Source organism: Ensifer sp. EB106-05-01-XG146 (assembly GCF_058791875.1).
On the sequence record NZ_JBYTDX010000002.1, the window covers coordinates 184318 to 211100 of the forward strand.

Below are 26783 nucleotides of genomic sequence, written 5' to 3' on the forward strand. Positions count from 1 at the left end.
CGGCGGGCAAGCCGCCCGACGTCAGCCGGTGATGTACATCGCCTGGCCCTGGGCGAGGCATTGGAACAGCTCGTAACCCATCCAGATGTAGCCGCGACGCCCGTTCCATTCGCAGCCCCAATTCTCACCGAAGCTGTTCTGGATGAGAATGGCCTGCTGCTCGTCGTCATAGCCGATGATCAACATGCAATGGCCGGTGTTCGGCAACTTTTCCAGAGGCCCTCTCAATGCGCCCGGCCCTTCATATTGCATGAAGCCCTTGTTCAGTGACGTGCCGTAGCAGAGCGCTCCGCCCGCGACGATGACGGCCTTGATCGCGTCGAGATCGCTGGTCTCGACCGTCGCCCAGCCGGGTATCTGGAAGCTGGCGTCGGGAAGGGCGCCGGGATCGTAGTGCGACCACAGCTCGGGACAATTCGGAAAATAGGGAGCCGTCTCCCAGTTCGGGGTGCCGCCCTGCTTGAGCAGATTGAGATAGGAGGCCAGCTGTGATCCCGCGCAACCCGTTTTCCCGTAGCTCTTCATCACTTCGATGTAGATATGGGCCGGACTTGCCTGCCGCACGGGTTGCAACGGCGCCTCGGCGGTCGAAACGGCCGCCCAATAGGTGGCAAGCCCGTAGGTCGTGGCCCATGCGGCGCAACTGCCGGGGCTGCCGACATGGCTCGGTGTGCCCTGCGCCTTGGGCGGCGGCAGGTAGAGCGCGTTCACGGTTGCCGCGCTCGGCAGTGATGCGGGTATCGGCGGCCGGAGCGTCGGGCCATCTTCCTTGATCGTGGGATCATAGCCGAAGTTGAGGATTGCTTCCTGTACGGTCATCGGGATCTCCTGCCGACAGCGAGGGTTGCGTGGGTTAAAGGCGTGATGTCACAGGCGTCGCGCGCCGCCGGCGTTTCCGGTGAGACACAGCCGAAAGCGGCTCCCTCGTTTCCCGAAGGCGCAGTCGAAATCTCCCCGGGAAACGCGGCGCTCGTATCAAGATGATGCACTCATAGGTAGATCTTATCAGGATTTTGCATGCCGAAAATCCCGAGTTTCGCGGGGTTTCGATCATTCCATTGAAAGTCAATAATGAAACGCATGTTTCATTATTGACTTTCAATGGACCATGTATTCCGTTTATGACTCACAGGTCATCTGTTCCTTTGGGAGGTTTCGAATGAGGAAGTTGCTGTTTGCCGCCACGTCGGTTCTGCTGGCTGGTACCGCTCACGCCGAAAACATCGGCATCACCATCGCCCGTTCCGACAGCGCGTTCCTGACGATCCTGCGTCAGGGCATGGAAGACCGCGCCGCCAAGCTCGATGGCGTTTCGGTTCAGGTCGAGGACGCCCAGAACGATCCGAGCAAGCAGCTGGACCAGGTACAGAACTTCATATCCTCCGGCGTCGACGCGATCGTCGTGGTTGCCGTCGATGGCGACGGCACGCCGGCGCTGACGAAAATGGCGAGTGCCGCCGGTATTCCGATCGTCTACGCCAACCACCCGCCGGCCGATGCCGATGCGCTCCCGGCGACTGCCGCCTTCGTCGGTTCGAACGAGGTCGATTCCGGCACGCTGGAAACGAAGGAAGTGTGCCGGCTGCTTGGCGGCAAGGGTTCCGTTTATGTGCTGATGGGGCCGCTCAACAATCATTCGTCGCTGACCCGGACGAAGGATATTCACGACGTCATCGCCACCGATGACTGCAAGGGCATGAGCGTGATCGAGGAACAGAGCGCCAACTGGGATCGCCTCGAGGCGAGCAACATCATGACCAACTGGCTCTCGACAGGACGGGAATTCGATGCCGTCATCGCCAACAACGACGAGATGGCGATCGGCGCGATCCAGGCGATGAAAGCGGCGGGCACCGACATGTCGAAGGTGGTGGTCGGTGGCATCGATGCGACGCCGGACGGGCTTGCCGCCATGGCCGCAGGCGATCTCGACGTCACCGTCTTCCAGAACGCAATCGCGCAGGGCGCGACCGCGATGGATGCCGCCGTCGCCCTGGCGCGGGAGGAAAAGACCGAACGGCATATCTGGGTTCCGTTCGAACTGGTGACACCTGAGAACATGAAGGACTACGCCAAGGCGAACCAGTAGACGGCCGTTCTTGTCACAATCCGAACAATCACTGGTAGATCTCGGTTTTAACCGACAGAGAAGCCGGCAGACCGCTCGCTACGGCCTTTCGGCTTCTCTGGTGTCCAACAGATGACCCCTGATCGTTCCGCCCAGCCCCCTTCCCAGCCGATTGCCGATCTGCAGATCGCGATCGCGGCCTTTGTGGCGGGCGCCGGATGGCTGTTTTCGATCCACGCTCTTGCCGAGTTTCCGCCACTGCTCTTCCTCGGCAGCCGTTTTGTCATCGCCGGTCTGCTGATCGGTCTCTTGGCGAGGTTCGCATCCTTTGCCGAACTCGGCAGGGCGGTGCGCCTGCTGCTTCCCGCCGCGCTCGCCCTTGCGGTCGCCATGATGGCCTGGATTTTCGGCCTGAAACAGACGACGAACCCGGGCGTTGCGGCCTTCATCACCTCGACCGGCAACCTGCTGGTGCCGGTTTTCGGTCTGCTGTTCTTCGGCTGGCCGGTCGGGCGAGCGCTCTGGATCTCGATCGCCGTCGCGCTTGCCGGGATGGGCTTGCTGTTTCTTGGCCCCGGCGCTCGGGTCGAGGTGGCTCACCTCTTTTTGTGGTCTCGGCCCTGATTTGGGCGGCGAGCTTGCGTTGGTCAAACGCAATTCCACCGAAATAGGCGCGGTGGCCACAGCCGCGATCCAGCTGGTGGTCGCAGGAGTGGTCATCCTCGCGGTCTCGCTGCCTGTCGAACAGATGCCTGCGGCAGTCCCTTCGATCGCGATCTGGGGCTGGTTTCTGGCAAGCATCCTGATCTCGACCTGCCTGCGCTTCGTCCTGCAGTTTCGCGGCCAGCAGATGATCTCTGCGGCGCGGGCATCGGTAATCATGTGCTGCGAACCGGTATGGGTTCTCGTCTTCGCGCTGGCGTTTCTGGGGTCACCCTTGAGCCTTTCCCAGATCCTGGGCTGCGCGGTGATTCTGCTCGCGATGCTTGGCCAAGTCGTTTTCCGACCAAATTCCGCCGCCTGAAAGAGCCGCCAAATCGCAAGATTTCGGAAGTGGTATTCTCGTTCGAAATACCACTTGGCGGTTCGGACCATAACTTTAGTCTCGGCGAAAATACCCCGATTGACAGCGCGACTTTGACGGACTTATCGTTAAGTCAAATTACTTGACTTAATAGTTCGATCAACGAAACCTGAGGGGGAATTCGTCATGACGGCAGTCGAGGAAATGCGGCCTTTGCGCAATGCGCCGGGGGTCGGGAGGAGCGGTACGACACGGCGTTTTGTTGGCGTCGCGACCATGCTGATGATGATCGGCGCCGCTGAGGCCCGCGCCGAATCCGTGCTCACCATGCACATCGAGGAGCAGACGAGCTGGGTGCAGAATTTCAACCCGTTCGACCTCGGCGGTCGGCGGCAGAGCACCATGGATTTCGTCTACGAGCCGCTGGTGATCTTCAATGATTACGACGGCGGCAAGCCGGTCTTTCGGCTTGCGACCGCCTACAAATTTGCCGACGACCTGAAGTCGATCACCTATACATTGCGCGACGGCGTGAAATGGTCGGACGGCAAGCCGCTGACCTCGGCAGATATGAAATTCACGCTCGAGCTGATGCTGAAGAACCCGGCGGTCGATACCGTCGGCGTTGGCGAAACCGTCGCTTCGGTGGAGGCACCGTCGCCGACCGAGGTGAAGATCAACCTCAAGGATGTCGACACGCATTTTCCGGAGTCGCTTGCCGATTTCCCGGTGGTGCCCGAGCACATCTGGAAGGACGTGAAGGATCCGCTGGCCTTCAAGAACGAGACGCCCGTCGGCTCCGGCCCGATGACCGAGATCCGCCGCTTCACGCCCCAGGTCTACGAGCAGTGCCGCAACCCCAACTATTGGGACGCGGCGACGCTGAAGGTCGATTGCCTGAAGCTGCCGCAGATTTCCGGCAACGACCAGATGCTGGCGCTCCTGCCGGAGGGCTCGATCGACTGGTTCGGCTCGTTCCTGCCGCAGATCGACAAGACCTATGTCGGCCTCGACCCTGACCATAATGGCTACTGGCAGCCTCCGGCCGAAACCGTTTCGTTCCAGATGAACTTCAAGTCGTCGAATCCGGGCAACGCCGAGGCCTTCAACGATATGACGTTCCGGCGCGCCTTCAGCCTTTCCATGGATCGCACCGCGATGGTCGATATCGCCGGTTTCGGCTATCCCGTCGTCAACACCCATGCGAGCGGTCTGCCGCCGCGCTTCGACAGCTGGCGCAACAAGGCCGCCGAGGGTGCTCAGGACGAGTGGCTCGCCTATGACATCGACAAGGCCAACAAGCTGCTTGACGATGCCGGCTACAAGAAGGACGGCGAGGGCTTCCGCACCACGCCGAGCGGCAAACCGATCGCCTTTCCGATCATCGTGCCGAACGGCTGGACCGACTGGATCGACGCGGTGCAGATCGCGGCCGAAGGCTTGCGCAAGATTGGCATCAACGCCTCTGTCGCAACGCCCGAATACGAGCAGTGGCAGAAACAGATCCTCGACGGCAGCTTCGAGGCGGTGATGAATTCGCGTGCCGACGGCCCGACGCCTTTCCGCGGCTACTTCCAGTCGCTGTCGACCGGCTTCGGTGGGCGTATCACCAGCGCGCCGTCACGCTATTCCAACCCCGAACTCGACAAGGTCTTCGATGATTACCGCCGGGCGGCGACGGACGACGACCGCAAGAAGCTGTTCGATCAGGTGCAGGTGATCGTCGCCGACAACCTGCCCGTCGTTCCCGTCTTCAACGGTCCGACCTGGTATCAGTTCTCGACCAAGCGCTTTACCGGCTGGGTGACGAAGGACGAGCCTGTCATGAACCCCGAGGATCACGACAACAACCGGATGCGGCTGGTGCATCTGCTCCGCCTGAAGCCCGTACAATAAGTGGCAGCGGGTTCCAGCGATGCGACTTTCCCGTCGACGGCTTACCGTCTACTGCGTGGCGTTCCTCTTCGCGATCGTCATGAACTTCGCGGTTCCCCGGCTGATGCCGGGGTCCCCCGTCGACAGCATGATCGCCCAACTCGGACCGCGGGCAACGCCCGCGGCCATCGAGGCGATCAAGGCGCGTTTCGGTGCGATCGAGCAACCGATCTGGCAGCAGTTCGTCGACTATGTCGTCGGGCTCGCCCATTTCGATCTCGGCGTCTCGGTCAAGTATTATCCGCAGACGGTGCTTGAAGTTCTCGGCCGCTCGGCCGGGTGGACGGCGTTTCTCGTGGTCACCGCCATAACCTTCTCTCTTTGCATCGGTGTGCTGCTCGGCGCCGTCGCCGCCTGGCGCCGTGGCGGGCGTTTCGACAGTTTCGTCTCGCCGTTCTCGGTGGTGCTGATTGCCGTTCCGCCCGTCATCATCGCGCTTGCGACGCTTTTCACTTTCGGCGTGACGCTCCGGCTGCTGCCGGTCGGCTACGCCTATGATCCGAGCCTCGACCCGGGGCTCAACTTCACCTTCTTCGGCAGCGTCTTCCTGCATGCAATCATGCCGGTGCTGACGCTCTCGCCCTATCTGATTGGCGAGTTTCAGACGACGATGCGCTCCAGCATGATCTCGGTGCTCGGTGAGGACTACGTCACCATGGGGCGAGCCAAGGGCCTCTCGGAAGCAGCCGTCATGTTCGGCTACGCGGCGCGCAACGCCATGCTGCCGGTGCTCACCAACCTGGCGCTGATGCTGGGGGCGGTCTTTGGCGGCTCGATCGTGACCGAGATCGTCTTCAACTATCCGGGTCTCGGACTGACGCTCTATACGGCAAGCGTTGCCCGCGACTATCCCGTGATCCAGGGGCAGTTGCTGCTGATGACGATCGCCACGCTCGGCGCCAATCTTCTGGTCGACATCATCTATGGCGTGGTCGATCCGCGCATAAGGGAGGGCAGGGCATGAATGCGGCCGTCTCCTTGTTCTGGCGGCAGAAGAAAGCCGTCGCCGGCCTTGTCATCATTCTCACGCTCTGCCTGATGGCGCTGCTCGCGCCGGTTCTCGCACCGGGTGATCCGAGCGAGCGTGTCGGTCGTTCGCATCAGCCACCAACCGTCGAGCATGTCTTCGGCACCACGAAGATGGGCCGCGACGTCTTCTCGCAATTCGTCTGGGGTGCCAGGCCGTCGCTTGCCGTCGGCTTTGCCACCGGCCTTGCGATTACCGCGCTCGGCACCATCGTCGGCCTCGTCGCCGGTTACTTCGGCGGCCGCACGGATGCGACGCTTGATCTCGCCACCAATGCCGTCCTTGTCATACCGAATATTCCGCTGCTGATCCTGCTTGCGTCTTTTGCCGGCACGGTCGGGCCGATGGCGATCATGGCGATCATCGCGCTCACCTCGTGGCCCTGGGGCGCGCGCATGACGCGGTCGCAGACCATGGCGCTCCGGCAGCGTGAATTCGTGGTGGCGGCGCGCATGGTCGGCGAGCCGCATTGGCGGGTGATCTTCGTCGAGATCCTGCCCAATCTGGTGCCGCTGATCGGCATCAACGTGGTCGGCAGCATCATCTATGCGATCGTCGCGCAGACGACGCTCGAATATCTCGGCTTCGGCGATCCGCTCCGGGTGACCTGGGGCACCATGCTCTACAATGCGCAAAACTCCTCGGCGATCATCGTCGGCGCGTGGTGGGACATCGCCGTTCCGGCCGCGGGCATCGCGCTCGTCGGTCTTGGTCTCGCGCTCATCAACTTCACCTTCGACGAGATCGCCAATCCGCAGCTTCGCTCCGGTCCGGCGCTCAGCCGCTGGCTGCGTCTCACGCGGCTGCGCCGTCGCGAACTGGAGGCGGCCCGATGAGCGATGCACTCCTGGAAATCCGCAACCTGAACGTCGATTACCTGCTTGACGACGGCGCTTTCCGCGCGGTTAACGATGTCTCCTTCGAGGTGCGCCGCGGCGAACTCTTCGGCCTTGCCGGCGAATCCGGCTGCGGCAAGAGCACGATCGCCTATGCGATCACGCGGCTGTCAAAACCGCCGGCCTGGGTCGCCGGCGGCGAGATCCTGCTCGATGGTCAAAACCTCCTGAAGATGCCGGAAGCGTCGCTTCAAAACGTCCGCTGGCGGCGGATCGGCATGGTGTTCCAGAGCGCAATGAACTCGCTCAACCCGCTGATGCGGGTTGAGGCGCAGTTTTTCGACGTCTTGCGCAAGCACACCGGCGCGACCAGGCCGCAGGCCCGTGCACGGGCCGAGGAGATGTTCCGGCTCGTTGGAATCCCGATCAACCGCCTCGACGACTATCCGCACCAGTTCAGCGGCGGCATGCGCCAGCGCATCGTTATCGCAATCTGCCTGGCGCTGAAGCCGGAACTGATCATCATGGACGAGCCGACGACGGCGCTCGACGTCGTCGTGCAGCGGGAAATCCTGGAGCAACTCGTCGACCTGCAGCGCAACCTCGGTTTTTCGGTGCTGTTCATCACCCACGACCTGCACCTGATGGCGCAGCTCTGCCATCGCATCGGTGTTATGCTCAAAGGGCAACTGGTTGAGGTCGGCGACACGCAGCAGATCAGCCGTGCGCCGGAACACGACTACACGCGGAAACTCTGGGGCGCGATCCCGCAACTGCCCTCATCCGTCCGCAGCCTGGGGGTCGTCGAATGAACGTGATGCCGCTAACGACGACCATGGCTGATGAAGACGACGCGATCGTGCGCCTCAAGGACATCAGGCGCAGCTTCGGTACCGTCGAGGCTTTGCGCGGCATTTCGCTTGCCTTAAAGCCCGGCCGGGCGCTGGCGCTCGTCGGCGAATCCGGTTGCGGCAAGACCACCTGCGCCCGCATCGTCGCGCGGCTCGATGCGCCGACATCGGGGACGATGGCGTTTCGCGGCGCCGACGTTACCCAGGCCGGAGGAAGGGCCGACGAAAAGACGCGTCGGCGGGCGATCCAGATGGTGTTTCAGGATCCCTTCGCCTCACTCAACCCGGTGTTCTCCGTCTACCATCACCTCGCGCGGCCACTGCTTTTGCATGGTCACGCCAAGAACGGGGGCGAGGCGAAAGCTGCCGTCGCGCGTCTGCTCGCCGATGTCGGTCTGGACGCCGATGTGACGGCACGAAAGTTTCCGCACGAACTGTCCGGTGGCCAGCGCCAGCGCGTCAACATTGCCCGGGCGCTTGCCGTTGGGCCGGATGTGCTCGTTGCCGACGAGCCGACATCGATGCTCGACGTTTCGATCCGCCTCGACATCCTGGAACTGCTCGCGCGCATCAAGCGCGAGCGGAACCTCGCCATGCTCTACATCACCCACGATATAGCCACGGCCGCCCACATCGCCGAGGAGGTCGTGGTGATGTTTGCCGGGCAGATGGTCGAGTGGGGCGAGACCAGCGCCGTCATCGGCAATCCCCGCCATCCCTATACGCAACTGCTTCTTTCCGCGGTCCCCGACCCCGATCGCCCCTTTGTGCCAGGGCAAAGCGCCCGCTTCCTTGCCCATGCCGACGACGTGCGGCGAAAGAGCCGTCCGGCCTCCGACAACGTGGAAGAAGTTACCGTGAATCACTTCGTCCGTGCCCTTGGCCGAACGCCGGCGTGAGCTATGTGAACCGAGGACCCGCATTCCCCAAGAAACGCGCTGGCCCCCGGCCGGCCGCAGAGACCAATCACTCATGGAGCCATTTGATGACGTTTGCCGCCAAATCTGACTATCTTCTGGAAACGCTCTGGGTGCCCGTCGGCACCGCCGACAGGTCGGTCTATGCGCTGACGCTCACCAACAATTCGGACCGGCCGATCAAGGGCTTTCGCCTCGGCGTCTCGGGCCCGGCGCGCATCGATCCTGCCGCTGACGTCGAGGGCGGGCAGCTTCTTGTCCGGCTCTCCAACTATGCGGAATTCGCGCCGCCGGAAGGTTTTGAGCTGAAGCCCGGCGCGACCTGGACGCTCAAGGCTCACGGCATGAGCTTCGAGCCGCGCCACTGGACCGATGGCGCAAACGCCGCCTTCCTCGTCCTGTCCGATGGCACGAATGCGCCGGTTGCCGTGCTTGCCTCGCGGGCGCACGGTGACAATGCCGAGCTGAAGCGTGGCGCCGCCGTCTATCCGGTGCCGAAGGTGGCTCCGGTGCCAGTCTCGATCGTGCCGTGGCCGCAAGCGGTTGCGGTCTCCGGTCAGCTATTGGCACCTCCGGGCCTCGATCTGAAGGCCGAAGGCAGTGAAGCGTCCGCCGCGGCGAAGGCGTTTGCCGATCTCACGGCCAGCCTGTTTCCGGTCGAGGGCATTGTCCGGCCGGCGGCGGAGGGCGGTTTCCCGGTCGAATTGTCAAAGGCGTCGCACCTTGGTCCGGAGGCCTACACGATCCGTTTCTCGCCTGCCGGCGTCGCCATTTCGGGCGGTAGCCAGACGGGTATTCTCTACGGCCTGATCACGCTCGGCCAGGTCCTGCGCGGGGCGCGGTCGCATCCGGGCACCTTCGTGTTTCCGACGGGCGGGGAGATCAAGGACGAGCCGGCGCTCGCCTGGCGCGGCACCCATCTCGACGTCGCCCGGCAGTTCTATAGCACCGCCGAGGTCGAGCGTTTCCTGCAGCTGATGGCCTGGAACAAACTCAACCGTTTCCACTGGCACCTGACCGACGACGAGGCCTGGCGCGTGGAGATTGACGCCTATCCGGCGCTCACCGAAATCGGCGCCTGGCGCGGCCATGGTCGCAAAATCCCGCCGCTGCTCGGCTCCGGTCCTGAACCGACCGGCGGCTACTACACCAAGGCGGCGGTTCGTCAGATCGTAGCGCTTGCCGCCAGCCTCGGCATCGAGGTGATGCCGGAAATCGACATCCCCGGCCATTCCTATGCGATGCTGCAGGCAATCCCGGAACTGCGCGATCCCGAGGAAAAGGGAAGCTATCATTCAGTCCAGGGCTTCCCGGACAACTGCCTGAACCCGGCGCGCGAAGAGACCTATCGCGTGCTGGAAGTCATCTTCGACGAGTTGATCGAACTCTTCCCGATGCGGGCGATTCATGTCGGCGCCGACGAGGTGCCGCTTGGTGCCTGGTCCGGCTCGCCGGAAGCGCTCACGCGGCTTCGTGCACTTGCCGGCGACGAGGTCGCCGAAACCCACGCCAAGCGCCTGAACGTCGTCACCAACACCCATGGCGCCGACGAGATCGACGGTTCGGGTGCGGCGGTGCTGCAGGGCGAGTTCCTGGCGCGCGTCCAGGCGTTCCTGGCGAGCCGAAATTGCGTTACCGGCGGTTGGCAGGAGGCGGCCCACGGCAACGTCATCGACAAGGCGAAGTCGTTGCTCTTCGGTTGGCGCACGGTCGAGGCGTCGGCCGCGCTTGCCGAGGAAGGTTACGACATCGTCGTCTGCCCGGGCCAAGTCTACTATCTCGACATGGCCAACAGCCCGGCCTGGTCGGAGCCCGGCGGCAGCTGGGCCGGCTGGTCAGACCCGGAAAAGCTCTACACCTTTGACCCGGTCGAAGGCTGGACCGACGCACAGAAAAAGCACCTGCTCGGCGTGCAGTGCTGCATCTGGTCCGAACCGATGACCGACCGCGCCGTCTTCGACCGGCTCGTCTTCCCGCGGCTTTCGGCGCTCGCCGAAACCGGATGGACGCGACCCGAACGTAAGTCCTTCAAGCGCTTCGAGGCGCTGGTCGGGCTGATGCCCGTGCTCTACGGCTTTTATGCTGCGGAGTAGGCGCGGTTAAGTTTCCAGTTTTCGTCTGGGCTTGGCCAGGCGATGGATTGGATAGGCAAACGGCGGCGAGAGCCGCCGTTCGTCGTTCGGAGCTAGCCAGGCGTGCGCTTCCGCTTTGCTGGATACGATTTGGATTTTCGTGCTTGTGCGCCGGAGCGTGACACGCAAAGGTGCGCATCGATCCCGCGACGACCCGCGGGATGCAGCGTTTCCTGAGGCCAAGTTATCGATGCGAAGACTTCCTGGATTGTCGGCGATGAAGGTCTTCGAAGTGGTCGGGCAGACCCGCAGCTTCACGCGGGCGGCCGAGCGGCTCAACCTCACGCAAAGTGCGGTCAGCCGCCAGGTTCGCAACCTCGAGGATGAGCTTGGCGAAGACCTGCTCATCCGTCGCCACCACCATCTCGAGCTGACGCCGGCCGGTGCCGAACTGCTGGCGACGATCCAGGAAGCGTTCCATAGTATCGAGGTTTCGCTGCGCAGCATCACCGAGAAGAGCAACCAGAACCGCTTGCGGATCAACGTTCCGCCGACCTTTGCCAAGCGCTGGCTGCTGCCGCGTCTGCCGCGGCTGCGCGAGGCTCTGCCCGATGTTGATATCAGCCTCAGCACCGAAGCCACGGACACGATTGCCGAGCGCGGTCTTCTCGACTGCGCCATCCGCTTCGGCGATGGCGAGTGGCCGATGCTGGATGCCAGCATCCTGATGACGGAGCGGCATGTGGTCGTCTGTGCGCCATCACTGCTCGAAGGGGTGAAAGTCGAGGGTCCGACGGACCTGCAGCGCTTTACCTTCCTGCACGTGCTCGCTTCACCCGACCGGCGCTATCTGACGTGGCGGCACTGGCTCGACGCGGCGGGGTTCCAGGATGTCGATACCCGCGGCGGGCTAGAGTTCGACCTGCTCGATCTTGCGATCGAAGCGGCCTGTGCGGGCCTCGGCGTCACGGTCGCCGACCGTTCGATGGTGCGCGGTCAGTTGGAAACTGGGCAGCTCGTGCAGCTTTTCGACGTCGAAGTCGAAGGGCATGAATCCTACTGGTTCGTCACGCGGCCCCAGGCCGGAAACGACCGCAAGGTCGACGCGTTTCGTGCCTGGCTGCTTACGGAAGTTTCGGCCGACCGGGCTGCCTGAGCCAAGCATTCCATTTTGGAATGCTCTCGCTGAAAATTACTCGCTTGTGCCTCCGGCCCTATCGTCGCAACAGTTTCGTGACGGTCTCGGTCGGGGAGAGAGACGGGCCGTCGCTCATTGTGCTCTCTCCCGCGCAGTCCGCTTGTCCTGCGCGCCTTTGGCGCCGGGAGCTGCGGCCAACACATCCGAGATGCCATGAGCCCCTATCGCAATTTTTCCGGCGGTCGTTTCATCGAAAGCACGTCTGCGGTGACGATCGACGTCCGTAATCCGGCGACAGGCCAGGTCTTCACATCGGTGCCGGCAGCAACGGATGAGGAGGCAACAGCAGCGGTCGAGGCAGCCATGAAGGCGCAGCGCGCCTGGGCGGCACTGCCGGCCATCCAGCGTGGCGATGCGCTGCGTCGACTGGCGACGGTGCTGGAAAGCCGGGCTGAGACCATCGGCGCTGCCCTGGCGAAAGAGTCGGGCAAGAGCCTCGCCGACGCGACCGCGGAAGTCATCTACGGCGCCGAACTGATGCGCTACCACGCCGAATGGGCGCGCCGCATCGAGGGCGAAGTGATCGAGAGCGACAATCCCGGTGAAACGCTGCTCTTGAAGCGCGTTCCGATCGGCGTCGTTGCCGGGCTGATCCCGTTCAACTATCCGATCTACACACTGGTGCGCAAAATCGCCCCGGCGCTGATTGCAGGAAACGCCGTTGTCGTACGGCCGAGCAACAATACGCCGACATCCGCCTTCGTTTTTGCCGAAGCGATCGTCGAGGCCGGCCTGCCGGAAGGTCTCGTCAACATCCTGACGATGTCGCATGACGTCGCGAAGACGCTCTGCACCCATCCCGGCGTCGGCATGATCACGCTGACCGGCAGCGTTTCGGCCGGCCGCATCGTGCTCGACTACTGCAAGGAAAACATCGCCAAGCCCTCTCTCGAACTCGGCGGCAAGACCCCCGTCATCGTCGAGCCGGATGCGGATCTCGATGCTGTGGCACAGGCGATCATCGCCGCCAAGACCGCCCATTGCGGCCAGGTCTGCACCAGTGCCGAGCGGCTCTATGTACACGAAAGCGTGCATGACACGCTGCTCGCCAAGCTGCGCGAAGGTTTCGCTGCCCGCGCCTTCGGCGACCGCGCCGAGGATGCGACCCGCATGGGCCCGCTCGCCAACGCCGCCGCGCAGAAACGCGTGCATGAAATGGTCGAGCAGGCGCGGGCGGAAGGCGGAACGGTCGAGACCGGCGGTTACCTGCCGGAAGGACCGGGCTACTTCTATCCGCCGACGCTGATTTCCGGCTGCCGCCAAGAGATGGAGATCGTGCGCGAGGAGGTCTTCGGGCCTGTTCTCGCGGTGATCCGCTACTCGACCTTCGAGGAAGCGCTGGCGCTGGCGAGCGACCATCAGTTCGGCCTGAGCTCGGTACTCTTCACCGAGAACTATCGCACCGTCATGCGGGCCAGCGACGCCATCGAGGCCGGCGAACTCTACGTCAACCGTTTCCCGGCGGACCCCTATCAGGGCTTCCACGCCGGTTGGAAACGCTCGGGCCTCGGCGGCGACGACGGCAAGCACGGCATGCTGGAATTCACCCAGACGCGCCTCGTCGTCCTGAAACACTGATCATTTGAAATGACGCAATTCCGGACGGGAACCGGAATTGTTCGGACATCAACATCAAGACCGGGCCGATGGCATGCTCCCGCCATCGGTCGGGGAGGAGACTACCCTTGAGCTCAATTTCCGAAACAGAAATCGCTGCGCCGTCCGTGTCGGCCCGCAGCCGTTACCTGCAACTGGCGCTGATCGTGATCGCCGCCGGCGCGATCTATCCGATCCTCTACCTGCGCCAGTCCTACCAGACGACGATGCTGGAGGTACTTAAGCTCACCAACACCGAGCTTGGCGTTCTCTATTCCATTCTCGGCACCAGCTTCCTGGTCGGCTACCTGCCGAGCGGCTGGCTCGCCGACCGCGTCCAGCCGCGCATCCTGATCCTCGTTTCCATGGTCGGCACGGGACTGCTCGGCCTCTGGTACGCGACGCTGCCCGGCTACTCATCGCTTCTCGTCATCTATTGCGGCTTCGGCGTCACGACGGGCCTGACGTTCTGGGCGGCGACGCTGAAGCAGGTGAACCTGATCGCCGGCGCCAATGAGCAGGGACGCTTCTTCGGCATTCTCGACGGCGGCCGTGGCCTGGTCGAGGCGCTGCTTGCCAGCGTCGCCATCGCGCTCTTCGTCTTCACGACGGAAACGCGCGGTGCCGGGCTTGCCATGGGTTTCCGTGATGTCGTGCTGCTCTATGCCGTTTTCTGCATCGTCGTCGGCATCGCCTATTTCGCCGTGTCGCAGCCCGTCGCTGTCGAGAAAGGCGCGCGCAAGCGCGAAGGCAACCTGCTTGCCGACATCAAGACGCTGCTCCGTATCCCCGAGGTCTGGCTCGTCGCCGCCATCATCTTCTGCGGCTATCACGTGTTCCTCGCGACCTACAGCTTCTCGGCCTATCTGCAGGAAGGCGGCTTCGGCATTTCCGCTGCCATGGCCGGCGTAATCGTCACGATCAAGCTGTGGCTGCGCCCGGTCGGCGGTATCGGCGGCGGCCTGCTCGGCGACCGCCTTGGCAAGACCGCGATCCTGCTCCTGAGTTTCATCGTGGCAGCCGCCAGCCTCGTGGCGATGATCGCCCTGCCGGGCATCGGCTCGACGGTCCTCTTCGTCGGGCTGGTGCTGCTCGTCGGCCTCATCACCTATACGATCCGTGGCCTCTACTGGGCGATCCTCGACGATTGCCACGTGCCGGCCAACATCACCGGCCTTGCGATCGGCATCATCTCGCTCGTCGGCTACGCGCCCGACACCTACCTGCCGCTCGTCAACGGATACCTCTCAGACCGTTATCCGGGCATCGCCGGCTACCAGTTCTATTTCGGCTACATCGCCGCCATCTGCGTCCTCGGCGCCATCGCCACCCTGGTGCTGATGGCCCGCCTCAAGAAAAAGGGATGACACAAATGAAGATCGCGTCTCTCAAGACCTATGCCGTCGCCGTCCCGCCGCCGCATGTGGGCGGAATGTACTGGATCTTCGTGCGCCTCACGACCGCCTGCGGCATCGAGGGCATCGGCGAGATCTACGCGACCTCGTTCCATCCAAAGGCGCTGACGCCGCTGATCGAAGACGTCTTCGAGCGGCATCTGCTCGGCCATGATCCGCACCAGATCGAGCGCTTCTGGCGCTCGGCCTATTCGAGCGGCTTCACCCAGCGCCCGGACCCGACGATGATGGGTATCGTCTCGGGTCTCGAAATCGCCTGCTGGGATATCATCGGCAAGGCCGCCGGCCGGCCCGTCGCGGACCTGCTCGGCGGCACCGTGCACGAGAAGCTCCGCGCCTACACCTATCTCTACCCGAAGAACGCGGCTGGAGAGTTCGACTTCAACGATCCGGATCTCGCCGCCGGATGCGCCGTCGAAATGGTCGAAATGGGCTTCACCGCCGTCAAGTTCGACCCGGCCGGTCCCTACACCAACTATTCCGGCCACCAGCTTTCGCTCGGCGTGATGGACCGCTCGGAGGAATTCTGCCGCAAGATCCGCGACGCCGTTGGAAGCAGCGCCGATCTGCTCTTCGGCACGCACGGCCAGATGGTGCCGTCCTCGGCGATCCGGCTGGCGCGGCGTCTCGAAAAATACGACCCGCTCTGGTTCGAAGAACCGGTTCCTCCCGGACAGGAAGCGGCGATGGCAGAGGTGGCGCGCGCGACCTCGATCCCGATTTCGACCGGCGAGCGCCTGACGACCAAGTACGAGTTCCAGCGCGTCCTCGAACTGAAGGCTGCCTCGATCCTGCAGATGAACGTCGCACGCGTCGGCGGGCTTCTCGAAGCGAAGAAGATCGCCGGCATGGCAGAAGCCTATTACGCCCAGATCGCCCCGCATCTCTATAACGGCCCGGTCGGGGCTGCGGCCAGTATCCAGCTGTCAGCTGCGTCGCCGAACTTCCTCATCCATGAGGCGATCCTCGATTTCAGCGGATTTCATGCGGATGTGCTGAAGACCAAGCTCGCCGTCGAGGATGGCTACATCATCCCGTCGCGCGAGCCTGGCCTTGGCATCGAGCTCAACATGGACGTCGTCGAAAAGCACACGCCGTACACCGGCGAGCGCCTGCACCTGCAGATGGACAGCCGGCCGGCGGACGTGAAGGCCTTCGCGCCGGCACGCGGATAACTCCGACGATAGGACATGCAGATGATCTACGACTACATCATTGTCGGCGCCGGGTCGGCCGGCTGCATTCTTGCGAGCCGGCTCAGCGAAAATGGTCGCCACAGGGTGCTTTTGATCGAGGCTGGCGGCAACGACAATTCCTTCTGGTTCAAGATCCCGGTCGGCTACGCCCGCAGCTACTACAATCCCCAGGTCAACTGGATGTATTCGAGCGAGCCGGAGGCCGAGCTTCAGGATCGCAGCATCTACGTGCCGCGTGGCAAGGTCCAGGGCGGATCCGGCTCGATCAATGCGATGATCTATGTGCGCGGCGCGCGCGACGACTTCGACGACTGGAAAAACGCCGGCAATACGGGCTGGGGCTATGACGATGTCCTGCCCTATTTCCGCCGGCTCGAAACCCATGCGCGCGGATCGTCCGAATGGCACGGCGGCGAAGGCCCGATCCACATCACCCCGATGCGCGGCATGACGCACCCGATCACCGACGCTTTCCTCGAAAGCTGCGGATCGTTGCAGCTGCCGCTGAACGAGGATTTCAACGGCGCCTCGATCGAGGGCGCCGGCGTCTACGACGTCAACACCAACAACGGCCGCCGCTCGCATTCGAGCGCGGAGTATCTGAGGCCCGCCCTCAAGCGTCCCAATCTCACGATCGAACGCTACGCGCAGGCAGAAAAGCTGGTCTTCGGCGAAGACGGACGCGTGACCGGTGTCGATGTCATCCAGAATGGGACGCGGCGTCGCTTCACGGCGGGGCGCGAGGTCATCCTGGCCGCCGGTGCGGTCGGTAGCCCGCAGCTGCTGCAGGTCTCGGGCATTGGCGACGGCAAGCAGCTGTCGTTGCTCGGGGTCGAAACGCGCCGGCATCTGCCGTCGGTCGGCTTGAACCTGCAGGATCATCTCTGCGCCAGCTTCTATTATCGCGCGACGATCCCGACGCTCAACGACGAGTTCGGCAGTCTGTTCGGCCAGATGCGTCTCGGTCTGCAGTATCTCTTGACCGGCAAAGGACCGTTCTCGATGAGCGTCAACCAGGCGGGCGGTTTCTTCCGCGGCCGGCCCGACGAAGAGCGGCCGAACATCCAGCTCTATTTCAACCCGCTCTCCTACCGCATCCCGACGGATCCGAAGGCCGGGCTGAAGCCGGAGCCCTATCCCGGCTACCTGATCTGCTTCAATTCCTGCCGGCCGACGAGCCGCGGCAGCATCTCGATTGCGTCCGGCGACCCCTCGGTGAAACCGCTGATCCGGCCGAACTACCTGACGACCGATCGCGACATCGACGAAGTGCTGCAGGGAAGCCGGCTAGTCCGCCGGATCGCGTCGGCCTCGGCACTCTCATCGTTGACGGCGGAAGAGATTTCGCCGGCGCCGCGCGTGGAAAGCGACGAAGCGCTGATGGACTATTTCCGCGAAAACTCCGGCTCGATCTACCATCTTTGCGGCACCTGCGCGATGGGGCCGGAGCAGGAGAGTTCGGTGGTCGACAGCCGCCTGAAGGTTCACGGCGTGCCCGGTCTCCGCGTCGTCGACGCCTCGATCTTCCCCAACATCACCGCGGGCAACATCAACGCGCCGACGATGATGGTTGCGGAGAAAGGTGCCGATCTGATCCTTGCCGATGCCGCCTGAGCGGCACGGCTTTTCTGTCGACTGGGGGACCCGACGCAGTGGCCGGTCAGGCGTAGGGGTGTCGTTGAACGTCAGGCGTGATTTGCCATCGTCGATTGAGCGTGACTATACTTCCCGCACTTCATAGCCGTCCATATCAGGTGCTTGCCCCTACCGAACGATCGTTGCCACCGCGCTCGACGCGGCGAGACCACGGTCATTGAAATCTGGCAATGCGCCGCGAGCCTGCGAGGGAGAGACGCATGCCGAGTTTCCGCTTGAAGACCCTGTCGATTACGTTGCTCTTTGCATCGAGCCTGACGCCCTGGGCGGTGCAGGCGGCTTCACCCGAGCCCGTGAAGGCGGAGCACGGCATGGTGGTCACCGCCCAGCACCTGGCATCCGATATCGGTGTTGCCGTGCTGAAAAGCGGTGGCAATGCCGTGGATGCAGCCGTTGCCGTCGGCTATGCGCTTGCCGTCACCTATCCGACCGCCGGCAATATCGGCGGCGGCGGTTTCATGACCATCCGCTTTAAGGACGGCAAGACGACGTTCCTCGATTTCCGCGAGCGGGCGCCTCAAGCTGCGACCAAGACCATGTATCTCGACGCCAAGGGCAATGTCGTCGATGGCCTGAGTACCGAGGGCTATCTCGCCGTCGGCGTTCCCGGTCCGGTCATGGGCTTCGAAATGGCGCGCAGCCGCTATGGCACCAAGCCGCTTGCCGAATTGATCGCTCCGGCGATCGCGCTTGCCAAAGACGGCTTCGTGCTGGAGCAGGGCGATATCGATTCCTTCGAGGGCGAGACGGACAGGCTCGCCAAGGACCCGGCCGCGGCCGCGATCTTCCTGAAGGACGGCAAGCCGTTCGTCGCCGGCGAGAAGCTGATCCAGGCCGATCTTGCCGCATCGCTTTCGAGCATCGCCGAGAAGGGCACCGACGCCTTCTACAAGGGCGCGATCGCCGACCAGATCGTCAAGGCGAGCGCGGAGAAAGGCGGCGTGCTCGTCAAGGCAGATTTCGAGCGCTACGCCGTGCGCGAACTGGAGCCGGTCAAGTGCAACTACCGCGGCTATGACATCGTCTCCTCGCCGCCGCCATCCTCCGGTGGCGTGATCATCTGCGAAATCCTCAACGTTCTCGAAGGCTACCCCATTTCCTACATGGGCTATGGCGCCGCCGACACCGTGCATGTGATGATCGAGGCCATGCGCCACGCCTATGTCGACCGCAACACGTCGCTCGGCGATCCTGATTTCGTCGAGAACCCCGTCGCCAAGCTTACCGACAAGGCCTATGCCAAGGACATCCGCGACAAGATCGATCCGTTCCGCGCCGGCGTTTCCGCCACGCTGATCCCCAAGGGTTTCGGCGAAAGCAAGGAGACGACGCACTATTCGATCATCGACGACGAGGGCAATGCGGTTGCCGTCACCTATACGCTGAACGGCTCCTTCGGCGCCGGCGTCGTGGCGCCCGGAACCGGCATCCTGCTCAACAACGAGATGGATGATTTCACCGCCAAGCCAGGCGTGCCCAATCTCTACGGTCTGGTGCAGGGCGAGGCCAATGCGATCGCGCCCGGAAAGACGCCGCTGTCATCGATGAGCCCGACGATCATCTCCAAGGACGGCAAGCCCTTCATGGTGATCGGCAGCCCCGGCGGTGCACGCATCATCACCATCACGCTCGAAGCGATACTCAACGTCATCGACCACGGCATGAACATCCAGGAAGCGGTCGACGCGCCGCGCGTCCATCACCAGTGGCTGCCGGACAAGGTGTTCATGGAGCCCTATGCGCTCTCGCCAGATACCCGCAAGCTGCTGTCGGCCATGGGCCACAATGTCCAGATCGATGAAAGCTGGACGATCTGGGGACAGGCGACCGGCATCCTCGTCGGCGGCGAGAGCCTTTCGGACATCGAGGCCGGCGGCGGCGCCCGCTACAATGGCGCAGTCGACAGCCGCATCGGCGCGGGTGCTGCGCGCGGTTACTAGACGCACGCGAATCGGCGCAAAGCTGCGCCCTCGACACCCATTCAGAGCGGCGGATCGTCAGTTCGCCGCCTGATTTCGCGCATGCGACCACCGCGTGCTCACGCGAAAAAGATTTGAAAGCGGTTCCGGTTGAATTTATTATGTTTTCAGAGCGTGCGACCGCACGCGATCGTACGCTTTGGCCAAGCTTCATTCGTGGAGGTTGTCATGGCACTGATGGAAGGAAAGAAAGCACAGGACTGGATCAATCTGGTTCTTGCCGTCTGCCTGTTCGTCTCCCCCTGGATCATGGGTTTCGTTGTCGAAAGCGTTCCGGCCTGGAACGCTTGGGGCGCCGGCGTCGTGCTCGGCGTTCTGGCTATCGCGACGCTTGCCATGTTTGCGGAATGGGAAGAATGGGCAAGCCTCATCGTCGGGCTCTGGCTGATCGCTTCACCCTGGCTGCTCGGTTTCTCGACCAGTCCCAACCCCATGTGGACGCATGTCGTCCTTGGGGTGTTGGTGACCGCGCTCGCGATCTGGGCCGTCTGGGACGAACGGCAGCATCCGCATGCACATGCATGACGATGAGTAGAGAAGATTGCGGCCCGGCGCCGCAGCGCCGGGCCGCAATCAGTTTGCATCATTCGCTGCAATTTTGCGTTTGCGGCTGGCCGGATCGAGAGCGAAATCTGAAAAACCGTGCGGAACTGTCCTCTTCGGATTTGCGTGAGTTCAAAGGTCAGATCCCTTCGAACAATCCAAACGGGCCAGCGCATGGATTCACCTTACGGTGTCTTCGACAGCACGGCGCGCAACGACCGCCACGAACTCCCGAGCGCCGGGGTAGGTTTTCGGCTACCCATCGGCAGCGAGATCGTTGAAGCAGGCTTTGCTCTTGCCGAACCATGGAAATCACTGCCGGCAAGCCAATGTTCATGACATCCTGGTCATTCAGCGATTGCGCACGCACGCTGCGCGGGCGATGGCGTGCAATTGGATAATACCAATATAACGCCAATCAGCGACTGTTTCGGAACGTGAACGCAACTTGTATGCGCTATCTGTAAGAAATGTAACACGAATTATTCCGGCTTCAGTCGCCATTACGGATAGTTGCGCCGCCGCGATCTGGACAGGTGGTCATGTTTTGGTATTTCTAATACTGGCCGCAAGGAGATGGGCCAAATCGGAAGTGAATACGGAACGCTATCGGCCCGAGGGCGAGCAAGCCGGCGGGCAACCGGAAAACTGGGAGATTTAAATGAAGCCGAGTTCCATTTTTGCCCCGTTGGGGTCGACCGTGACAGCATCGGGCACCCCGCGTTCGGTGAAGGCGGGTAGCGCACGGCGCCGCCTCCTTGGACTGTTGACAGCGACAGCGTGTCTCATTTCAGCGGTTCCAGCCGGCGCCTTCGACCAGGCAAACGCTGCCCGTATAAAACAGCTGGTCGACACCGGCATGCAGTATTACTGGTCGGGCGGCGACGTCAAAAAGGCGGAAGCCGAAGTCTTCAAGGGCATTACGCTGCATGGCAAATATGATGTCGTGGAGGAAGCCTTCAAGGAAGCGTCGACGCTCGCGCCTGAGCGGTTGGATTTCCAATATGCCGTTGCTGCGACCCAGATCATCCAGAAGAAGCTCGACGACGCGCAGGCGACCTTCCAGAGCATCCTCAGCAAGGACCCGACCGCTTTTGATGCGCAAAGCTGGCTTGAGGCAATTGCCCGCATCCGTGGCGATGAGACCGGCGCGGCGCTTGCCCACCAGGCTCTGGCCGGTCTCGATCGCGAGAAAGCGGAAGAGTATCGCAAGCGGTTTGTTCGCGCAGAACAGATCATGGCTGAAAAGCCGAACTTCGACGTCCCGACTGTGCCAGGCAAAGTCGTGATCGTCGCGCTGGGCTACGCGCTCGCCGATGACGGCAAGGCGCAGCAAACCTTGCTCGATCGTCTCGAGGTGACGTTGAAGGTCGCCGAGGCCAACCCGACAGCGCTCGTCATGGTGAGTGGCGGCGTGCCGAAAAATGGCGTTACGGAAGGTGACGTCATGTCCAAGTGGCTGGTCAACAAGGGTATCAGTCGCGATCGCATCATGATTGAGGACAAGTCGAAAGATACGATCGGCAATGTGATCAATGCCGCCAATCTCCTGGTGCGGCATCAGGCCGACACGGTAATCCTGGTGACCAGTTCGAGCCACATGCGCCGCGCGCGCACGGTCATGGAGGATGCCTTGAAGCAGCGCGACCTGCCATCGGCAGTGGTGCCGCTGAATGCACTGGACGCGCCAACCCAGGATGAAGCGGCAAAGATCGGGGCGGACGAGCGGTTGGTCATTTACCGTGATCTGATGCGTGTTTCGGGCGTATGGGCCTATCCGGGGCTGCAGCAGTAGTCATCGGAACATCCCCGAAAGCGCCTGATGCTTGCGCGTCCCACCCTTGCACTTAAGGGTGGGACGCGTGCGTTTCTGGCTCAGTTTGAGAATGCGCCGGTCGCGTGTATGGCACGCAGGAAGAGGCTGCGTACTCCCGCACTTCAACATAATGCTTCCCATCCGTCCTGCTTTGCCCTAGAAGGCGCGCCGTAATCCGGTCGCAGCCTACCCGGTCAAAACAAGGACACCTATCATGAAGACAATCGTCATCTGCTCCGGCGGATTGGACTCGGTATCGCTTGCCCACAAGGTCGCAGCCGAACACGAACTCATTGGCCTGCTCTCCTTCGATTACGGCCAGCGACACCGCAAGGAGCTGGACTTTGCCGCCGCCTGTGCCAAGCGGCTCGGCGTTCCGCATCAGGTCATCGACATCAGCGCGATCGGCGCCCATCTCACCGGATCGGCATTGACGGACGATGTCGACGTGCCCGACGGCCACTACGCCGAGGAAACGATGAAAGCGACGGTGGTTCCGAACCGCAACGCCATCATGCTCGCCATCGGCTTCGGGTTGGCAGCGGCGCAGAAGGCGGATGCGGTGGCCGTCGCCGTGCATGGCGGCGACCATTTCATCTATCCCGACTGCCGTCCCGGTTTCATCGACGCGTTTCAGGCGATGCAGAACCACGCGCTCGACGGCTACGCCGACGTCACGCTCTACGCGCCCTATGTGACGATTTCGAAGGCGGATATCGTCACCGACGGCGCGAGCCACCAGACGCCCTTCGAAGCGACCTGGTCCTGCTACAAGGGCGGCGCGCTCCATTGCGGGCGCTGCGGCACCTGCGTCGAGCGGCGCGAGGCCTTCCATCTGGCCGGCGTTGCGGATCCGACCGACTACGAAGATCCGGATTTCTGGGTGGCGGCGACATCGGCCTTTGCGGCCGAGGAGGTGAAGTGATGTTCCGGATCACCAAGGAATTCCATTTCTCCGCCTCGCATCAGTTGAAGAGCCTGCCGGCCGAGCATCAATGTGCGCGACTACACGGCCACAACTACATCGTCGAAGTCGAGCTTGCCGGCGCGGAGCTCAACGAGCACGGCTTCGTGCGCGACTATCACGAGCTTTCGCCACTGAAGCGCTACATCGACGAGAGTTTCGATCACCGCCATCTGAACGACGTTCTCGGCCACGACCGGGTGACGGCCGAATGTCTGGCGAAGCACTTTTACGACTGGTGCAAGGCGAGGCTGCCGGAAACCTCCGCCGTGCGTGTCAGCGAGACGCCGAAGACCTGGGCAGAATACCGGCCATGAGCGGGCCCGGCGAAACGCGCATCCGTGTCAGCGAAATCTTCGGGCCGACGATCCAGGGCGAGGGCATCCTGATCGGGCTTCCGACCGTGTTCGTGCGAACCGGCGGCTGCGACTATCGCTGCAGTTGGTGCGACACGCTGCACGCGGTCGACAGCGAGTATCGCGACCAATGGCGGCCGATGGGCGTCGAAGAGATCTGGAGCGAGGTCGTCACGCTCTCCGGTGGCAAGCCGCTGACGGTCTCGCTTTCCGGCGGCAATCCGGCGATCCAGCCGCTGGCGCCCCTGATCGCCCGCGGGAAAGCCGATGGCTATCGCTTCGCGCTGGAAACGCAGGGCAGCATCGCCAAGGACTGGTTTGCGGACCTCGACGCGCTGGTGCTGAGCCCGAAGCCGCCGTCGAGCGGCATGGAAACGGACTGGCGGGCCTTCGACGACTGTCTTCGAATGGCAGCGGATGGGCCGCAGGTGGCGCTGAAGATCGTCGTTTTCGACGAGCGCGACTATGCCTATGCCCGGGATACGGCGGCCCGGTACCCCCATCTGCCGCTCTACCTGCAGCCTGGCAACCATACGCCTCCACCCCCTGACGACGACGACGCCAAAGTCGACATCGACGGCATCATCGATCGCATGCTCTGGCTTGTCGGCAAGGTGACGGAAGATCGTTGGTTCGAGGCCCGCGTCCTGCCGCAGCTGCACGTCCTGCTCTGGGGCAACAGGCGCGGGGTGTAGGCGGCAGGCGCCCCTTTACCGCTTGCCGGCAAGCGCCTTCGCGCTTGGATCGCCAATCGGCGGCAGCTATGGTCCTCAAATCAAGACCAATGAGGGGCGTTCATGCAGCTGAAGACGAAACGTGTCTATGAGCCGAAGGCCGATGGCGACGGGATGCGCGTCCTCGTCGATCGCCTCTGGCCGCGCGGTTTGACCAAGGCGGAAGCCGCGGTCGATCTCTGGCTGAAGGACATAGCGCCGACCACGGAGCTGCGCCGCTGGTTCCATGCGGATGAAGGTACGTGGGAAGAGTTTCGCGAGCGCTACCTTGCCGAGCTCGACGGCAATCCGGAGGCAGTTGACCTGTTGCGACAGCGCATTGCTGAGGGCCCGGTGACTTTGCTTTACAGCGTGAAGGATGAGGCCCGCAATCATGCGGAGATCCTCAAAGGCTACATCCTCACCCATCGATAGACGAGGCGCCGGGTTCACGTCATGTCGTTGGAATGGATGCCTCGAATGCGCCGCCGGCGCGCAGCGACCCGGCGCCAGTCGCCGTCGAGGGGTAATCCGAAGACGTTGATAAGGGCAGATTCGATTGCCGGTGCATCGAATTCTTGGCGCGTCACGGTGCCGTTCCTGTCACGGATCGTCAGCCGGTTTCCAAGCAGGATGTTACGTGTCTCCTCGGTGGTCAACGTCACCAGCAGGGTCTGTCGGAAAAGCGAATGCGGATCCGTGTATGTCGCGATGTTTGCGATCCGATACGCGTCCTCTCCACAAATGCTCGGCGATACCTCGTAGACCGGTACCCAGTCACGACCAAGTAATGCCTCCAGCACGTAGCCATCGAGCGTTCGGCTGAGACGGAACGGCTCATGCGGCGTCGGTTGCGGCGTGGTCCGGTCGAAACGCAGCGGCGCGGTCGGCACGCAACTGCCGAAGCCGACATCGACCAGATAGCCGACATCGTTCACGAAGACGCGGAGCGCCATGTGCGACCAGGCCGGCGGCGGCGCACCCGGGGCGCGCATCCACAGGACGCGGGCAATCAAGGGATCCACCCGGTAGCCGAGCGACGTGAGCACGCGCTGCAACAGGCTGTTCTGCTCGAAGCAATAGCCGCCACGCCGGCGGTCGATGAGCTTGGCGTCGACCGCCGCCGGCGAAAGGTCGATCCGACGGCCGAGAAGCACGTCGATGGCCTCGAAGGGGATCGACGCGGCATGGCGGGCGACGATCCTGCCAAGCGTTGTGAGATCGGGCGAGAGCGGCCCGACATGACCGATGCGGGCGAAGTAGCGGCCGAGGTCGACGGGAAATGGGGCGTTCCGCATGGCTAGAGGCTCCGATAGATGGCGTCGCGAAGATCGTCCGGGAAGCGTCCGTTCATGCCCTCAAAAGCGGTGTTGGTGAGCGCAACGACTGTCAGGCCGCGGGCCGGGTCGATGAACCACTTGTGCCCGTAGGCGCCGTCCCATTGCAGCGTGCCGCGCGACTGCGGTGTTCCCGCCATCTCGGGTTCGACAAGCACGGCGCCGCCGAAACCGAACTCCCACCCGGCGCCGGCGGCCAATCCGCCCGTCCTTGCCTGAATGTCGAACATCGAGCGGGTGCTGGCGGCGTCGAGCACCGGCGAGTGTCCGGTCCTGAGGCTTTCGAGAAGGCGGATCACGTCGCCGGCCGTGCCTGCCATGCCGGCTCCTCCGGAGGGAAAGGCTCGAGGATTGAAGATCCGGCCGGGCGAGAGGCGTACGGGATTGCCAAAGAAGGGGACCGCGTCGTCGCCAACGAGCCGCCGTGGCCGCGGCGAGGCATCGCCATAGTGGACCACGAGCTTGCGTTTATCGGTCACGGAAAAGGCGGTGTCGTTCATCCCCATCGGGCGTGTGACGAGCGTAGCAATCGCCTCCGGCAGCTTTGATCCCGTCGCCTCTTCGATAACGGCGCCAAGCACGTCGAGGCTCATCGAATAGCCCCAGCCGTGTCCGGGCGGATAGGATAACGGAATGGCGGTGAGCTTGCCGATGAGGGCGGTGAGATCATCGTCGGTGTCGTCGAGGCCGCTGCTGATGGCGTGCCGGCGATAAGGGCCGTCGCCTCGCTCCATGAACACGTAGCTCAAACCGGCACTGTGCGTCAGGAGTTGGCGGATGGTTATCCGAGGCTCGCTGCCGTCCGGCAGCTGCGGCCTGAACGCGGGCAGCCATTCCGACACGATATCGTCGAGACCGATGGTGCCCCTTTGCACCAGGTTGAGAGCGGCGACCGTGACGATCGGCTTTGCGACCGAGGAGAGCAGGAAGATGCTGTCCTCGGTCATCGGCCGGTCGGCCTCGCGGTGCGCAAGCCCGGCGGCATGTCGGTAGCCGGGCTCGCCGTCGATAAGGATCTCGACGACTGTGCCGACGATGCGCTGTTCATCCAGGGCTTCCGCAATCACCCGGTCGAGTTCGGCCTTCAGCCGCGTTCTGCGCTGCGATCTTCCTTGTCTTGTCGCATCCATGATCGTCTCCTGTGCTTCTCGAAACTGCGGCCCGGTCGACGCTTCAGGGCGAAATTCGGGCTCCCGGACAAAGGCAAAGCCCGTTCGCAGCGAAAGTCGATCGTCTGTTCCCGTATGGGAGGCATACGCGCCTGCACGAGGCAGCCGTCGTCGT

24 protein-coding genes are annotated in these 26783 nt (G+C 63.0%); 21 read left to right on the forward strand and 3 right to left on the reverse strand.

Going from position 1 to position 26783, the window contains the following annotated elements:
• Window positions 1-21: 21 nt before the first annotated feature.
• Entirely contained in the window at window positions 22-819 is a 798-nt protein-coding gene (locus AC3WVQ_RS21075; RefSeq protein WP_440657431.1) for a C1 family peptidase, read from the reverse strand.
• Between the two features lie 340 nt (window positions 820-1159).
• Here AC3WVQ_RS21075 and AC3WVQ_RS21080 point away from each other — a divergent pair, with 340 nt between their 5' ends.
• From AC3WVQ_RS21080 to AC3WVQ_RS21180, 21 genes are all read left to right on the forward strand, one after another.
• Entirely contained in the window at window positions 1160-2089 is a 930-nt protein-coding gene (locus tag AC3WVQ_RS21080; protein ID WP_404524485.1) for a sugar ABC transporter substrate-binding protein, read from the forward strand.
• 111 nt (window positions 2090-2200) lie between these two features.
• Entirely contained in the window at window positions 2201-2692 is a 492-nt protein-coding gene (locus AC3WVQ_RS21085; protein ID WP_113188592.1) for an EamA family transporter, read from the forward strand.
• A gap of 19 nt (window positions 2693-2711) precedes the next feature.
• Window positions 2712-3092: an EamA family transporter gene (locus AC3WVQ_RS21090; protein WP_404524482.1), complete on the forward strand. Its 381-nt coding sequence runs from the start codon at window positions 2712-2714 to the stop codon at window positions 3090-3092.
• A gap of 276 nt (window positions 3093-3368) precedes the next feature.
• Window positions 3369-4988, forward strand: coding sequence for an ABC transporter substrate-binding protein (locus tag AC3WVQ_RS21095; protein WP_404524824.1), 1620 nt, complete (start codon window positions 3369-3371; stop codon window positions 4986-4988).
• A 19-nt stretch (window positions 4989-5007) separates the two neighbouring features.
• Window positions 5008-5991: an ABC transporter permease gene (locus AC3WVQ_RS21100; RefSeq protein ID WP_034789647.1), complete on the forward strand. Its 984-nt coding sequence runs from the start codon at window positions 5008-5010 to the stop codon at window positions 5989-5991.
• Window positions 5988-6890, forward strand: coding sequence for an ABC transporter permease (locus AC3WVQ_RS21105; protein ID WP_192356905.1), 903 nt, complete (start codon window positions 5988-5990; stop codon window positions 6888-6890). The genes AC3WVQ_RS21100 and AC3WVQ_RS21105 overlap by 4 nt, the downstream gene beginning before the upstream one ends.
• Window positions 6887-7702: an ABC transporter ATP-binding protein gene (locus AC3WVQ_RS21110; RefSeq protein ID WP_060519302.1), complete on the forward strand. Its 816-nt coding sequence runs from the start codon at window positions 6887-6889 to the stop codon at window positions 7700-7702. Before AC3WVQ_RS21105 ends, AC3WVQ_RS21110 begins: the two co-directional genes overlap by 4 nt.
• On the forward strand, window positions 7699-8640 hold the full coding sequence (locus AC3WVQ_RS21115; RefSeq protein WP_113188590.1) for an ABC transporter ATP-binding protein: 942 nt from the start codon (window positions 7699-7701) through the stop codon (window positions 8638-8640). Before AC3WVQ_RS21110 ends, AC3WVQ_RS21115 begins: the two co-directional genes overlap by 4 nt.
• 86 nt (window positions 8641-8726) lie before the next feature.
• On the forward strand, window positions 8727-10751 hold the full coding sequence (locus tag AC3WVQ_RS21120; protein ID WP_440657428.1) for a beta-N-acetylhexosaminidase: 2025 nt from the start codon (window positions 8727-8729) through the stop codon (window positions 10749-10751).
• A gap of 256 nt (window positions 10752-11007) precedes the next feature.
• Window positions 11008-11886, forward strand: a complete 879-nt coding sequence (locus tag AC3WVQ_RS21125) for a LysR substrate-binding domain-containing protein (protein ID WP_192356904.1) — start codon at window positions 11008-11010, stop codon at window positions 11884-11886.
• Between the two features lie 195 nt (window positions 11887-12081).
• Window positions 12082-13506: an aldehyde dehydrogenase gene (gene aldA, locus AC3WVQ_RS21130; protein WP_060528954.1), complete on the forward strand. Its 1425-nt coding sequence runs from the start codon at window positions 12082-12084 to the stop codon at window positions 13504-13506.
• Between the two features lie 107 nt (window positions 13507-13613).
• The gene (locus tag AC3WVQ_RS21135; RefSeq protein ID WP_210333180.1) at window positions 13614-14891 is read left to right on the forward strand and encodes an MFS transporter; all 1278 of its coding nucleotides are present in this window, start codon (window positions 13614-13616) and stop codon (window positions 14889-14891) included.
• A gap of 5 nt (window positions 14892-14896) precedes the next feature.
• Window positions 14897-16114 carry a mandelate racemase/muconate lactonizing enzyme family protein gene (locus tag AC3WVQ_RS21140; RefSeq protein ID WP_034789633.1) on the forward strand — a complete coding sequence of 406 codons (1218 nt, stop codon included), beginning with the start codon at window positions 14897-14899 and terminating at the stop codon, window positions 16112-16114.
• 21 nt (window positions 16115-16135) lie between these two features.
• On the forward strand, window positions 16136-17749 hold the full coding sequence (locus AC3WVQ_RS21145; RefSeq protein ID WP_060519375.1) for a GMC family oxidoreductase: 1614 nt from the start codon (window positions 16136-16138) through the stop codon (window positions 17747-17749).
• Between the two features lie 242 nt (window positions 17750-17991).
• Window positions 17992-19731, forward strand: a complete 1740-nt coding sequence (ggt, locus tag AC3WVQ_RS21150; protein WP_113135817.1) for a gamma-glutamyltransferase — start codon at window positions 17992-17994, stop codon at window positions 19729-19731.
• Window positions 19732-19938: 207 nt separating this feature from the next.
• On the forward strand, window positions 19939-20295 hold the full coding sequence (locus AC3WVQ_RS21155; RefSeq protein ID WP_034789629.1) for an SPW repeat protein: 357 nt from the start codon (window positions 19939-19941) through the stop codon (window positions 20293-20295).
• A 679-nt stretch (window positions 20296-20974) separates the two neighbouring features.
• The gene (locus AC3WVQ_RS21160; RefSeq protein WP_113135818.1) at window positions 20975-22108 is read left to right on the forward strand and encodes a YdcF family protein; all 1134 of its coding nucleotides are present in this window, start codon (window positions 20975-20977) and stop codon (window positions 22106-22108) included.
• A 235-nt stretch (window positions 22109-22343) separates the two neighbouring features.
• Window positions 22344-23054 (forward strand): 7-cyano-7-deazaguanine synthase QueC, encoded by a 711-nt coding sequence (gene queC / locus AC3WVQ_RS21165; protein ID WP_113135819.1) that lies wholly within the window; start codon window positions 22344-22346, stop codon window positions 23052-23054.
• Window positions 23054-23410, forward strand: coding sequence for a 6-carboxytetrahydropterin synthase QueD (gene queD, locus AC3WVQ_RS21170; protein WP_113135820.1), 357 nt, complete (start codon window positions 23054-23056; stop codon window positions 23408-23410). The genes queC and queD overlap by 1 nt, the downstream gene beginning before the upstream one ends.
• The gene (queE, locus tag AC3WVQ_RS21175) at window positions 23407-24144 is read left to right on the forward strand and encodes a 7-carboxy-7-deazaguanine synthase QueE (RefSeq protein WP_440657426.1); all 738 of its coding nucleotides are present in this window, start codon (window positions 23407-23409) and stop codon (window positions 24142-24144) included. Before queD ends, queE begins: the two co-directional genes overlap by 4 nt.
• 102 nt (window positions 24145-24246) lie before the next feature.
• Window positions 24247-24597, forward strand: coding sequence for a DUF488 domain-containing protein (locus AC3WVQ_RS21180; protein WP_060585677.1), 351 nt, complete (start codon window positions 24247-24249; stop codon window positions 24595-24597).
• Between the two features lie 14 nt (window positions 24598-24611).
• Here the strand turns inward: AC3WVQ_RS21180 and AC3WVQ_RS21185 are convergent, their stop codons facing one another.
• The gene (locus tag AC3WVQ_RS21185) at window positions 24612-25460 is read right to left on the reverse strand and encodes an arylamine N-acetyltransferase family protein (protein WP_113135821.1); all 849 of its coding nucleotides are present in this window, start codon (window positions 25458-25460) and stop codon (window positions 24612-24614) included.
• 2 nt (window positions 25461-25462) lie between these two features.
• On the reverse strand, window positions 25463-26629 hold the full coding sequence (locus AC3WVQ_RS21190) for a serine hydrolase domain-containing protein (RefSeq protein ID WP_404524472.1): 1167 nt from the start codon (window positions 26627-26629) through the stop codon (window positions 25463-25465).
• Between the last annotated feature and the right edge of the window lie 154 nt (window positions 26630-26783).